The sequence below is a fragment of the Mesorhizobium sp. M8A.F.Ca.ET.165.01.1.1 genome (assembly GCF_004792065.1).
GTDB lineage: Bacteria > Pseudomonadota > Alphaproteobacteria > Rhizobiales > Rhizobiaceae > Mesorhizobium.
This window is the reverse complement of sequence record NZ_SRTH01000004.1, coordinates 197048-209529: the sequence shown is the minus strand read 5'-3', so window position 1 is coordinate 209529 and position 12482 is coordinate 197048. Positions and strand designations below refer to the sequence as shown.

Below are 12482 nucleotides of genomic sequence, written 5' to 3'. Positions count from 1 at the left end.
GTAATGATCCAGAGGTACCGTGCCTCGGCGGGCATCATGCTTATGCCCGCCGTGACGCTGATCGGCATCTTCATCCTGCTGCCGATGCTGCTCACCGTCTGGCTGTCCTTCCAGGACTGGTCGACGCAGACACCGTTTTCCAGCGCCAGCTTCATCGGCCTTGACAATTTCCGCGAGATCTTCGGGCCGACCTCGGTCGGGCGCGACTTCAAGGGCGCGCTGACCAACACCGCCATTTATACCGCACTGTCCGTCGTCCTGATCCTGCCGCTGTCGGTGGCTTTCGGCCTGATGGTTTACCAGCACGATGTCGCCGGCGGCACGGCGCTGAGGACGGTGCTGTTCTCCACCTATATGGTGCCGATGATCGCGGTGGCGCTGGTCTGGTCGAAACTCTATTCGCCGAGCGAGGGGCCGCTCAACCAGATGCTCGGCCTGATCGGCGTCGGACCGCAGCCCTTCTTGTCGTCGCCGCGCTCGGCGCTGATCTCGATCGTCTTCCTCAACGTCTGGCAGCAGGTCGGCTATTTCACCGTGCTGGCAATCGCAGGGCTAACGCAGATTCCGGGCAGCCTCTACGAGGCGGCGAAGCTCGACGGCGCCAACCGATTCGAGCAGTTCCGCTTCATCACCTTGCCGCTGATGCGGCGCACGCTTTTGTTCAGCGCCGTCATCGCCATCATCAACGCGGTGCAAGTGTTCGAGCCGGTGGCGCTGATCACACAGGGCGGGCCGGTCGGCTCGACCAATGTCTTGACCTATCACATCCGCCGTGTCGGCATCGAACGCGCGCAGGGCGGACTGGGCTCGGCCATGGCTGTCATGCTGATGCTGTCGCTGATCGTCGTTGTCTGTGCGCTCTTCGCACTCGCCAACCGGAAGAACCAGGAATGAGCGCGGGATCGTCGAGCTGGCTTCCGCGCGGACGCCCCTCCGGCCGCAAGGCGCTGCTGGCGACGCTGATGCTGCTGGCCGCCGTCGCATCCGCCTTCCCGCTGGTGTGGATGGTGCTGTCGAGCCTGAAAACGCCGGCCGAGAGCATGCAGGTGCCACCGGTCTGGATACCGCATGCGCCGAGCCTCGAGGCCTATGAAAAAGTTTCGGGTGTGGTCAATGTCGGCCGCTCCATGTGGAACTCGCTGGTGATCGCCTCGATCACCACGGGCGGCGTGCTGGTCACCAGCATGATGGCCGGCTACGCCTTCGCCAAATACCACTTCCCCGGCCGCTCGCTTTTGTTTTCGGTGCTGATCGCCACCATGTTCCTGCCGCCGATCGTGACGCTGATCCCGCTCTATCGTCTTGTCGGCTCGATCGGCCTCAATGCCAGCCTTGCCGGCATCATCGTGCCCAACCTCGCCAATGCCTTCGGCATTTTCCTGATGCGCCAGTTCATCGCCGGGGTGCCCGACGACCTCATCGACGCCGCGCGCATGGACGGTGCCTCGGAACTTTTGATCCTGTTCAAGATCGTGGCGCCGAGCGTGGCGCCCGCGATCGCCGCACTTGCGCTGTTCGCCTTCGTCTATCACTGGAACAGCTATCTGTGGCCGCTGACGGTGCTGCAGGGCAACGCCGACGCCTATCCGATCGTCATCAGCTTGAGCCGGCTGTTGAGCTACAACAGGGGCGCGGTCAACACCGGACTGGTGATGGCCGGCGCGACACTGGCCGTGCTGCCGCCTCTCATCCTGTTCGTCTTCCTGCAGCGCTTCTTCGTCGATTCCATCGTCGGCTCGGCGATCAAGGGGTAGCCGTCCTCAGTAAGGAAGGCCGACGTAGTTCTCGGCAAGCGCGGTCGACGCTGCGCGCGAGTGCACGAGATAGTCGAGTTCGGCCTCCTGGATGCGCTGGCCGAAGTCGCCGGTATCGGGAAAGCGATGCAGCATCGTCGTCATCCACCAGGAAAAGCGCACCGCCTTCCACACCCGCGCCAATGCCTTTTGCGAATAGGCGTCGATGCCGGCCATGGATTTCTCGCGGTAGAAGTCGCGCAAGCCGGCAAAGAGATAGCGCACGTCGCTGGCGGCGAGGTTGAGACCCTTGGCGCCGGTCGGCGGCACGATATGGGCTGCATCGCCGACCAGGAACAGCCGGCCGAAGCGCATGGGTTCGGCGACGAAGGAGCGCAGCGGCGCGATCGACTTTTCGAAGGACGGTCCGGTGGTGACGCCTGCTGCCGTCCGCTCCGGCAAGCGGCGGCGCAGCTCGTCCCAGAAGCGGTCGTCGGACCATGCCTCGACCCTGTCGTCCTGAGGGCACTGCACATAGTAGCGGCTGCGGTGCGTCGACCGCATCGAGCACAGCGCGAAGCCTCGCTCATGATTGGCGTAGACCAGTTCATGATCGGCCGGCGGCACTTCCGCCAGCACGCCCAGCCAGCCGAACGGATATTGCCGCTCGAAGGTTTTCAGCGCCCGCGCTGGTGCCGATTTGCGGGAGACACCGTGATAGCCGTCACAGCCGGCGATAAAGTCGCAGTCGATGCGATGGCTGACGCCATCCCTCTCATAGGTGACGAAAGGCGCGGCACCGTCGAAATCGTGCAGCGCGACATCGGCTGCTTCATAGACGGTGACCAGTCCCGCCGCTTCGCGCTTGTCCATCAAATCGTGTGTCACCTCGGTCTGGCCATAGACGGTGACATGCTTGCCACCGGTGAGTGCAGTGAGATCGATGCGGTGCAGCCGTCCGTCGAAAGCAAGCGAGATGCCGGAGTGCGGAAGGCCTTCGGCATACAGCCTTTCAGCAGCACCAGCCTCCCCAAGCAGGTCGACCGTGCCCTGTTCGAGCACGCCGGCCCGCACGCGGCCAAGCACGTGCTCGCGGCTCGACCGCTCGAGGATGACGGTCTCGACGCCGATGGTGGCGAGCAACTGGCCGAGCAGCAGGCCGGACGGTCCCGAGCCGACGATGACGACCTGGGTGCGCATCAGTGGCCGAGGCTTTCGACCTGCGCGGCCAGTTCGGCGGCAAGGCGCAGGGATGCGGCCGTCGCGACGACCATCTGCGGCAGCAGCAGCCATTCCAGCGTCCAGGCGGAACCCGAACGCTCCTGCTCATGCACCAGCGCCTGATGCATGCCGGAAAGTTGCATGGCGTTGAAACGAGCAAGCGCCACCAATGCTTCGGCCTTCACCGGGTTCTGCTTGTGCGGCATCGCCGACGAGCCGCCACCGCCCGATAGCTCGATGTCGGTGCCGCCTTGCGCCAGCAGCGCGATGTCCTGGCCGAACTTGCCGAGACTTCCCGTTATCAGCGACATCAGGCCGGCAAGATCGGCGAGCGCATCGCGCTGGCTCTGCCATTGCGAGGCATCGCCGAGGCCGAGCCTGGCGGCAAGTGCGGCGCGCACCGCCAGCCCCTTGTCGCCAAGCTTTTCCAGAGTGCCGGCGGCGCCGCCGAACTGGAGGACGAGCAGGCGCGTCGACTGTTGCGACAGCCTCTCCTGGTGCCGCTGCAGTGGCGCCCGCCACGCCGTCACGCGATCCGCCACGGTGATCGGGATCGCCGGCTGCATGCGGGTCACCCCGGTCAGCGCCCTACCCCCGAAGCGCTCCTCCAGGGACGCGAGCCTTATGATTGTCTCGGTCAGCAGCAGGCCGAGATGCTCGACGACGGATTTCAGCCGGAGCACAAGGCTGGTGTCGATGACGTCCTGGCTGGTGGCGCCGAAATGGACCGAACCGCCATGCGGTTCGCCGACGGCCAGTTTGATCTGGCGCACCAGCTCCGGCACCACGACGCCATCCTTGGTGACCCCAGCGCGCAGCTTGCCGGTATCCGGCCGGAACGAGGCAATCGCCTTGACGATCGCCGCCGCGGCCTCCCTGGGGATGATGCCGCGGTCGGCCTCGGCTTCGGCCAAGGCACGTTCGAAATCCAGCATCGCGGCAATGTCGGCTTCCACCGAAAAATGCCGCGCCGCCTCCTCGTCGCCGAGCAGGCCCGAAAGCAGCGGATGGTCGAAGGGCGATACGGTCATGTCCTGCTCCGTCCATCAACTGTCGAAGAAGACGGTTTCCTTCTCCCCCTGGAGATGGATATCGAAGATATAGGCGTCGCCCTGGCGCTCGGCGATCAGCGTCGACACGCGAACGCGGTGCTCGATACGCGCCAGGATCGGATCCTCGCCATTGGCCTCTTCCTCGTCGGAAAAATAGAGCCGTGTATGCAGACCGAGGTTGATGCCGCGCGCGACGATCCAGAGCGTGATGTGCGGCGCCATCAGGCGACCGTCGCGGAACGGCACGCGGCCGGGCTTGATGGTCTCGAACGAGCAGAGCCCGGTTTCCATGTCGGTCGGGCAACGGCCCCAGCCGAAGACGTTCGGATCGGCGGCACCGCGCATCTCTGCGGACGAATTGTAGAGCCCGTCGGCATCCGCCTGCCAGATCTCGATCAGCGCGTCCTTCAACGGCGTGCCGGTGCCGTCGAGCACGCGAATGCGCAGCTCGATGCGCTCGCCCTTGGTCCGCTCATTGACCATGGCCGAGCCAAGATCGTCCTCATAGACGCCGCCGATGCCGCAGAAATTCGGCGTCAGCCCGATATGGACATAGGGTCCGGCGGTCTGCGAAGGGCTCTCTTTCGGCCGGTCGAGCGACTGCGCCATCAATTGCCCTCCGGTCTGTTTTCGAACAGCGTCGAGCGGCGCCCGCGCAGCACGATATCGAATTTGTAGGCAAGCGCGTCCATCGGGATTGTCGATTGCATGTCGAGCGCGGCAATCAGCGCTTCGACGGCCGCCTTGTCGCGAATGCCGCCGACGATCGGACAGCGCCAGATCAGCGGATCGCCCTCGAAATACATCTGCGTGATCAGCCGCTGCGCGAAGCCGTGGCCGAAAACCGAGAAATGGATGTGCGCCGGCCGCCAATCGTTCGGGCCATTCGGCCAGGGATAAGGACCGGGCCTGACAGTGCGAAAGGCATAGGCGCCGTCCTCGCCGGTGAGGGTGCGGCCGCATCCGCCGAAATTCGGATCGAGCGGCGCCAGATAGCCGTCTTTCTTGTGGCGATAGCGGCCGCCGGCATTGGCCTGCCAGAATTCGAGCAGCGCACCGGGGACGCCAACGCCGCGCTCGTCGAGCACCCGCCCATGGACGATGATGCGCTCGCCGATGGCGCTCTCGCCCGGCCTGGCGAAATTGTGGATCAGGTCGTTGTCGCGTTCACCGATCATGGCATGGCCAAACACCGGGCCGGTCAGTTCCGACAGCGTGTTGTCAAATGACAGCAATGCCTTCTGTGGAGAACGCAGCACAGAACTCTTATAGCCCGGCGTGAACGCCGGCGGGTGCCATTGGCGGTCGCGCTGGAAGAAGGCGCCGGTTTCCGGCGTCCGGTTGGAGCCGGGCTCAGCCATGGGCAGCCTTGTCTGCGTCCATTTCCGCAAACACCTCCTTGGCAATCCTGAAGGCGCGGTTGGCCGCCGGCACGCCGGCATAGATCGCGACATGCAGGAAGGCCTCGCAAATATCCTCGCGCGTCGCACCGGTGTTGGCGGTGGCACGCACATGCAAGGCGACCTCTTCATCATGGCCGAGTGCCGCCAGCAGCGCCAGCGTGACGATCGAGCGTTCGCGCTTGCTGAAGCCTGGCCTGGCCCACACCGTTCCCCAGGCAGCCTCGGTGATAAGTTCCTGGAAAGGCTGATCGAAATCGGTGGCAGCGACCTCGGCCCGATCGACATGCGGATCGCCGAGCACGGCGCGCCGCACCGCAAGGCCGGTGCGATATCTGGTCGCGTTGCCGGGGACTTCATCCATGGGTTTGTGCTCCAGGGGCAAGCGATGCGATGAAATCGCGGATCAGCGCGGTGAGCGCCTCGGGTTGTTCGACGCAGGGAATGTGCCCGGCGTCGCGGATGACCTCGAAGCGCGAACCGGGGATAAGAGCCGCCAGCGAGCGGACAAGATCGGGAGGTGTCGAGCCATCCTGGTCGCCGGCGATACAGAGCGTCGGCACGGCGATGCGGCATGCCACGTCGGTGAAATCCGCGTCGCGAACCGCCACGCAAGTCCCGATATAGCCGGCAGGCGATTGCCGGGTCATCATGTTCCAATAGCCGTCAAGCTCGGCCATCCGCGCGGTATGGAAGGTCGGAGTGAACCACACTTTGAGCACGCCATCCGCAACGGCCTGGATGCCCTTGCTTTCGACCGTCGCAATGCGTGTGTTCCAGCTGTCCGTCGTACCGATCTTGTGGGCCGTGTCACACAGGATCATGGCCTCGACGATTTCGGGCCGCCTGGCATATAGCCCTTGCGCGATCATGCCACCGACCGACAGGCCGCACAGCACGACCTTCTCCAACCCGAAATGATCGATGAGCGCCGAGAGATCGTCGACATGATCGTCGATCGACCTGATGTCACCGATGTCGGACAGTCCGTGGCCGCGCTTGTCGTAGACCAGCAAGGGCATTTCCCCCTCAAGCGCCGAGACAGTTTCGTCCCAGATGCGAAAGTCGGTGCCCAGCGAATTGATGAACACCACCGGTGGCGTCCTGCCGTTCGCCTCGACATATCGGTGATGCAGCGTGATGCCGCCAAGGGTGACGAATGGCACGATTTCAATCCTCCATCTCCACATTGCACAAGGCGTTTGGTTCGGTAAAATGATATTTTGCGCCGTTTCATTAACTCAGGGGTTATCAAATTCATGTCCGAGAGCCGCATCCGGTTCCGTCACCTGCAGGCATTCCTGGAAGTCGCGCGACAAGGCAGCGTGGCCCGCGCCGCCGATTTTCTGCATGTCAGCGCGCCGGCGGTGACCAAGACGCTGCGTGAACTGGAAGACGCGCTGGGTGTCGCCGTCGTCGAGCGTGACGGGCGCGGCATCCGCGTCACGAGGCTTGGCGAGATCTTCCTCGGCCATGCCGGTTCGGCGATTACGGCTCTCAAGCGCGGTGTCGATTCCGTCCGCCAGGACGGCGCCGTCAATCGCCATCCGATCCGCATCGGCGCGCTGCCGACGGTGTCGGCGAAGGTCATGCCGCGAGCCATGAGCCTGTTCCTGCGGGAAAATACCGGCGCCGCTCTCAAGATCGTCACCGGCGAAAACGCTGTTCTGCTTGAACAGTTGCGCATCGGCGCGCTCGACCTCGTCGTCGGACGGCTGGCGGCGCCCGAGAACATGACCGGCTTTTTCTTCGAACATCTCTACTCCGAACAAGTGCTGTTCGTGGTGCGGGCCGGACATCCGCTACTGGAGCCGGGGGCCGACATCTTCGCCAGCCTCGACGAATTTCCGGTGCTGATGCCGACCCGGGAATCCGTCATCCGGCCCTTTGTCGATCGCCTGTTCATAACCAACGGCATGACCGCGCCGGCCACCGAGATCGAGACGGTCTCGGATTCGTTCGGCCGCGCCTTCATGCGGCAGAGCAATGCGGTGTGGATCATTTCGGCCGGCGTGGTCGCCAACGAGATCGCCAACGGCGCCTTCGTCTCCCTGCCGGTCGACACCGACGAGACCAAGGGGCCGGTCGGCCTGACGATGCGCACCGACACCGCCCCCTCGCCGGCCTTCACCATTCTGCTGCAAACCATTCGCGAGGCGGCCAGATCGGGCAGCTAAGGCATCGACTGGTCAGACGGGCTCCGTCTTCCCTCAGGAATCCGCTAACCCCAGGGTTAATGAAACACCGCAAAATATCATTTTACCGAACCAAATCACTGGTGCACTGTACCGATGGAGGACCACAGAGGGAGGAATGCATGACCTACGCTAGCAGTAGCAGATCCAGTATTCGTGGCGTGTCGCGGCGCCAGTTTCTCGCCACCTCGATGGCTGGCGGCGCGGCACTCGCGCTTGGTGGCGGCAAGGCCTTCGCCCAGGCTGAGAACACGCTGAAGGTCGGCTTCGTCAGCCCGCGCACCGGACCGCTCGGTGGCTTCGGCGAGACCGACGGCTATGTGCTCGACCTAGCCCGCAAGGCGCTGGCCGGCGGCATCGAGCTCGGCGGCAAGAAATACAGCGTGGAAATCCTCGACCAGGACACGCAATCGGATCCCTCCCGCGCGGGCCAGCTCGCCAAGGACCTGATCAACAACCAGGCCATCGACCTGATGCTCGCGGTGTCGACGCCCGAGGTGATCAACCCGGTGGCCGATGCCTGCGAAGCCGCCGGCGTGCCTTGTCTATCAACGGTCATGCCGTGGGAAGCCTGGTATTTCGGCCGCGGCGCCAAGCCCGGCGAGCCCTCGCCGTTCAAATGGACCTATCATTTCGGCTTCGGGGTCGACGAATTCTTCAGGGCCTACGTCTCGCAGTGGAACCTGATCGAGACCAACAAGAAGGTCGGCGTCATGTATCCGAACGACGCCGACGGCAACGCCATCCGCGCTCATCTGGCGCCGTTGCTGGCCAAGCAGGGTTTCACCATCGTCGACCCGGGCGCCTACGAGACCGGCACCACCGATTATTCCTCGCAGATCGCGCTGTTCAAGCAGGAAGGCGTCGAGATCTTCAACTCGTTCCCGATCCCGCCTGACTTCGCCGCCTTCTGGCGTCAGGCGGCCCAGCAAGGCCTGATCAAGCAGATCAAGATCTGCCAGGTCGCCAAGACCGGCCTGTTCCCATCCGACATCGAGGCACTGGGCGACCTCGGCATGAAGATTTCGAGCGCCGCCTACTGGCACAAGGCCTTTCCATACAAGTCGCCGCTGACCGGCGTCTCGGGGACCGAGCTTGCCGACGGCTACGAGGCGGCGAGCGGCAAGCAATGGACGCAGCAGCTCGGCGCCTCGATGTCGCTGCTCGATGCCGGCTTCGAGGCGCTGAAAGCGAGCTCCGATGCCAAGGACAAGGCGTCGGTCGCCAAAGCGCTGAGCACGCTCAAGACCGAGACCATGATCGGGAAGGTCGACTTCACCGGCGGCCCGGTGGCCAATGTATCCCCCGGCCCGATCATCGGCACGCAATGGATTGCCGCCAAGGAAGGCAGCAAGTTCCCGCTCGACTATGTGGTGACCGAGAACGCCACCGACCCGAAGGTTCCGGTCGAAGCCAAGCTTCTGCCTTACAACGGCTGATGGACCGCTGACGAGGACCGCCTGGTGACCCATCCGCAACAACAGGCTGTTCTCGCCGCCGCCGGCATCCACAAGCGCTTCGGCGCGCTCGTGGTGCTGGAGGCCGTCGATTTCACCATGGCCGCCGACGAGGCGGTCGGGATTGTCGGCCCGAACGGCGCCGGCAAGACCACGCTGCTCAGCGTGCTTTCAGGCGCCTTTCCGCCGAGCGCCGGCTCGATCTCCTTCAAGGGCGGCGATGTAACGGCGCTGCCGGCGACGGCGCGTTGCCGCCTGGGCCTGGTGCGCACGCATCAGGTGCCGAAACCATTCGGCGGCATGACCACCTTCGAGAATGTTTTCGTTGCCGCGTCGCATGGCGCGGGGCTCGGCCGCGACGAGGCCTATGAGGAGGCGCTCGGCTCGCTGAAGCTGTGCGGCATGCTTGGGGTCGCCAACCGGCGCGCCGAGACGCTCGGCCTGCTCGACCGGAAACGGCTGGAATTGGCACGCGCATTGGCGGCCCGGCCGACGCTGCTGCTGCTGGACGAGATCGGCGGCGGCCTGACCGATGGCGAAGCCGGCGAGCTTGTCGACACGATCAAGGAGTTGCGCCGGCGCAAGGTCGGCATCGTCTGGATCGAGCACATCGTGCACATCCTGCTGCAGGTGGCCGAGCGGCTGATCTGCATGGATGCGGGCAAGATCATCGCCGACGGCGAGCCGCAAACGGTGATGGCCGACCCGGAGGTCGTGCGCGCCTATCTCGGCGGAGGCCCGAAATGAGCCTGCTGTCGGTCGAGAACCTGGTTGTCCGGCACGGCCTGCTGCAGGCGGTGCGCGGCGTCAGCTTCGGCGTCGAGCGCGGCGAGACGCTGGCGCTGGTCGGCGCCAACGGCGCCGGCAAGACGACGCTGCTCAGGGCCATCGCCGGCGCGCATCAGCCGGCGGCCGGGCGTGTGTTTCTGGACGGCGCGGATCTCACCAGCGTGCCGTCGCACAGGCGCGTCGGCATGGGCATAGCGCTGGTGCCGGAAGGGCGAAAGCTGTTCGTGCGGATGACGGTCGAGGAGAACCTGCTGCTCGGCAAGACCACCGGGCGGCCAGGCGACTGGAGCGTCGACAAGGTGCTCGAAATGTTTCCCAATCTGAAACCGCGCCGCCACGCCAAGACGGGGCATCTGTCGGGCGGCGAGCAGCAGGCGACGGCGATCGGCCGGGCGCTGATGAGCAATCCGGATGTGCTGCTGCTGGACGAGGTCTCGCTTGGTCTTTCGCCGCTGATCGTCGACCGTGTCTATGCGGCACTTCAGGGGCTGATCGCTTCGGGCACGACAATCATCCTCGTCGAACAGGACCTCAATCGGGCGCTGTCGGTTTCGGACAAGGTCATCTGCATGCTGGAGGGGCGCATCGCGCTCGAAGGGTCGAGCAGGAGCGTTTCGCGCGACGCGGTGACGAAAGCCTATTTCGGCCTGCACCGGAAGGGCACCGGGAGCGTTCCCGCATGAGCAACCAGATCATCCAGGGCATCCTGCTCGGCGGCTATTACGCGCTGATCGCCTGCGGCCTGTCCTTCATGTTTTCGGTGATGCGCATCATCAACCTCGCCCATGGCAGCCTTGCCGTGTTCGCCGCCTATGCGCTGTGGTTTTTGGCCTCGCGGTTCCACATCCCGCCGTTTCTCGGCCTGCTCATCGTCTTGCCAGTGATGGCGGCGATCGGCTGGGCGCTGCAGCGCTTCCTGCTCGAGCGCAGTGCGCGCGGCGGCGCCCTGCTGCCGATCCTGACCACGTTCGGCCTCGCCATCGTCATCGACAACATGCTGTTCCAACAGTTCGGCGCCGACACCCGTTCGCTGGCGCCCTTCATCGGCAGCCTGTCCTATGATTCCTGGGAATGGCCGGGCAGCATCTATGTCGGCAAGCTCGCGGTGATCATGTTCGCCACCGCCGTGGTCCTGCTTGGCGGGCTGCAGCTATTCCTGACCCGCACCCGGCTTGGCCGCTCGATCCGCGCCACCTCGGAAGACCCCGACACCGCCGGCTTGGTCGGCGTCGATGCACGGCGTGCCAACGCCGTTGCTGCCGCCATCGCCATGGTCACCGTCGGCCTTGCCGGCGCGTTCCTCGGCATGCGCGCGACCTTCGATCCCTATGCCGGCGCGCCGCAATTGCTGTTCGCCTTCGAGGCGGCGGTGATCGGCGGCGCCGGGTCGCTGTGGGGAACGCTGATCGGCGGCATCGTGCTGGCGCTGGCCCAGACGCTCGGCGCGCAAGTGCATCCGCAGGGATTTCTGATCGGCGGTCATGCCGTGTTCCTTGTCGTGCTGTTCGTGCGGCTTTCGGCATCCGGCTTTGGCCTGCGCTGGCTGTTGCACCTGCCTTCCCGGAGCGCACCATGAGCGTCGGTCCGACTTCGCCCATGATCGAGCGTGGTACCGCGACCTCGCGCATCACGGCTATCGCCGTGGCCATCGTCATCGCGCTGCTCGCCATCGCGCCGCAATTCCTCTCGGCCGGCGCGGTCGACCGCATGACGGCGCTGTTCATCTATGTGATCCTGGCGGCGATGTGGAACGCGCTGGCCGGTTTCGGCGGCCTGGTCTCGGTCGGCCAGCAGGTGTTCTTCGGGCTTGGCGCATATTTCGCCATCCGTCTTGCCGATGCCGGTCTCAATCCTTTCCTGGCGCTCTTTGCATCGGGAATTATCGTCGGCGCGGTTTCCTGGCCGCTGTCGCTGTTCATGCTGCGGCTGAGGAATGGCGAGTTCGCCATCGGCATGTGGGTGATCGCGGCGCTCACCCATCTGCTGGTCAATCTCGACCGGCTGGTGCAGGGCGAAACCGGCACCTCGCTGATCTCGCTCAACGTCTACGATGCCTCGATGAGGCGGGTGACCATCTACTGGCTGGCGCTGGCCTCGATGACGGCCCTGCTCGCTGCCCTCTTCGGCCTGCTGCGCGGCAGCACGGGCGCCGCCATCCGCGCCATTCGCGACAATGAGGATGCGGCCGCTTCGGTCGGCGTGCGCGTCACCGGCACCAAGCGGCTGCTGTTCGTGCTTGCCGCCTTCGGCATCGGCATTGCCGGCGCATTGTGGCTGGCGACCTCCATCACCTTCCAGCCGAAAACCTACTTCAACGTGCAGTGGACAGCCTACATGATCTTCATGGTTCTGGTCGGTGGCATCGGCACGTTCGAGGGCGCCATTCTCGGCGCGCTGGTCTTCTTCCTCATCGAGACCTGGTTCGGCGGCGCCGGCGTCTGGTACCTGATCGGCCTCGGCGCCACCGCCGTGCTGTTTTCGCTTTTCCTGCCGCGCGGCCTGTGGGGAACGATCGAGGAGCGCTTTGGGCTGCGCCTGCTGCCGGTCGGCTACCGCGTCAAGCTGCCGGCGAACGTCGCCGATGGCGGCATGATCCCGTCGCAGCAAGCCACAACATATCAGGAGAAGGCATGAG

Annotated in this window: 14 protein-coding genes; 8 read left to right on the top strand and 6 right to left on the bottom strand. The window is 64.8% G+C overall.

Annotation, left to right across the window (positions count from 1 at the left end; genetic code table 11):
- The first annotated feature begins 3 nt into the window (after positions 1 to 3).
- Together EN808_RS14295 and EN808_RS14290 are read left to right on the top strand one after the other, a co-directional pair.
- On the top strand, positions 4 to 894 hold the full coding sequence (locus EN808_RS14295; RefSeq protein ID WP_127277761.1) for a sugar ABC transporter permease: 891 nt from the start codon (positions 4 to 6) through the stop codon (positions 892 to 894).
- Complete coding sequence (locus EN808_RS14290; protein WP_135916165.1) at positions 891 to 1754, top strand: carbohydrate ABC transporter permease; 864 nt, start codon at positions 891 to 893, stop codon at positions 1752 to 1754. The genes EN808_RS14295 and EN808_RS14290 overlap by 4 nt, the downstream gene beginning before the upstream one ends.
- 6 nt (positions 1755 to 1760) lie before the next feature.
- On the opposite strand, the gene pobA is transcribed toward EN808_RS14290, so the two are convergent.
- From pobA to pcaD, 6 genes are read right to left on the bottom strand one after another with little or no spacing between them, the layout of a single operon-like run.
- On the bottom strand, positions 1761 to 2933 hold the full coding sequence (gene pobA, locus EN808_RS14285; protein WP_135916163.1) for a 4-hydroxybenzoate 3-monooxygenase: 1173 nt from the start codon (positions 2931 to 2933) through the stop codon (positions 1761 to 1763).
- Positions 2933 to 3985: a 3-carboxy-cis,cis-muconate cycloisomerase gene (locus tag EN808_RS14280; protein WP_135916161.1), complete on the bottom strand. Its 1053-nt coding sequence runs from the start codon at positions 3983 to 3985 to the stop codon at positions 2933 to 2935. The genes pobA and EN808_RS14280 overlap by 1 nt, the downstream gene beginning before the upstream one ends.
- Positions 3986 to 4000: 15 nt before the next feature.
- A complete protein-coding gene (gene pcaG / locus EN808_RS14275) occupies positions 4001 to 4615 on the bottom strand; it encodes a protocatechuate 3,4-dioxygenase subunit alpha (protein WP_135916159.1) in 615 nt (204 codons plus the stop codon).
- Entirely contained in the window at positions 4615 to 5367 is a 753-nt protein-coding gene (gene pcaH, locus EN808_RS14270; RefSeq protein ID WP_135916157.1) for a protocatechuate 3,4-dioxygenase subunit beta, read from the bottom strand. The genes pcaG and pcaH overlap by 1 nt, the downstream gene beginning before the upstream one ends.
- Positions 5360 to 5770 (bottom strand): 4-carboxymuconolactone decarboxylase, encoded by a 411-nt coding sequence (pcaC, locus tag EN808_RS14265; RefSeq protein ID WP_127277755.1) that lies wholly within the window; start codon positions 5768 to 5770, stop codon positions 5360 to 5362. The genes pcaH and pcaC overlap by 8 nt, the downstream gene beginning before the upstream one ends.
- The gene (pcaD, locus tag EN808_RS14260) at positions 5763 to 6572 is read right to left on the bottom strand and encodes a 3-oxoadipate enol-lactonase (RefSeq protein ID WP_135916155.1); all 810 of its coding nucleotides are present in this window, start codon (positions 6570 to 6572) and stop codon (positions 5763 to 5765) included. Before pcaD ends, pcaC begins: the two co-directional genes overlap by 8 nt.
- A gap of 93 nt (positions 6573 to 6665) precedes the next feature.
- On the opposite strand from pcaD, the gene pcaQ reads away from it, so the two are divergent.
- The 6 genes from pcaQ to EN808_RS14230 all read left to right on the top strand — a co-directional run bounded on the left by pcaQ (position 6666) and on the right by EN808_RS14230 (position 12481).
- On the top strand, positions 6666 to 7583 hold the full coding sequence (gene pcaQ, locus EN808_RS14255) for a pca operon transcription factor PcaQ (RefSeq protein WP_135916153.1): 918 nt from the start codon (positions 6666 to 6668) through the stop codon (positions 7581 to 7583).
- Between the two features lie 140 nt (positions 7584 to 7723).
- A complete protein-coding gene (locus EN808_RS14250) occupies positions 7724 to 9040 on the top strand; it encodes an ABC transporter substrate-binding protein (RefSeq protein WP_135916151.1) in 1317 nt (438 codons plus the stop codon).
- Positions 9041 to 9061: 21 nt separating this feature from the next.
- Positions 9062 to 9805 carry an ABC transporter ATP-binding protein gene (locus EN808_RS14245; RefSeq protein ID WP_135916149.1) on the top strand — a complete coding sequence of 248 codons (744 nt, stop codon included), beginning with the start codon at positions 9062 to 9064 and terminating at the stop codon, positions 9803 to 9805.
- On the top strand, positions 9802 to 10530 hold the full coding sequence (locus tag EN808_RS14240; protein ID WP_135916147.1) for an ABC transporter ATP-binding protein: 729 nt from the start codon (positions 9802 to 9804) through the stop codon (positions 10528 to 10530). The genes EN808_RS14245 and EN808_RS14240 overlap by 4 nt, the downstream gene beginning before the upstream one ends.
- Positions 10527 to 11423, top strand: a complete 897-nt coding sequence (locus tag EN808_RS14235) for a branched-chain amino acid ABC transporter permease (protein ID WP_135865119.1) — start codon at positions 10527 to 10529, stop codon at positions 11421 to 11423. Before EN808_RS14240 ends, EN808_RS14235 begins: the two co-directional genes overlap by 4 nt.
- Entirely contained in the window at positions 11420 to 12481 is a 1062-nt protein-coding gene (locus EN808_RS14230) for a branched-chain amino acid ABC transporter permease (protein WP_135916145.1), read from the top strand. The genes EN808_RS14235 and EN808_RS14230 overlap by 4 nt, the downstream gene beginning before the upstream one ends.
- The last annotated feature ends 1 nt before the right edge of the window (position 12482 follow it).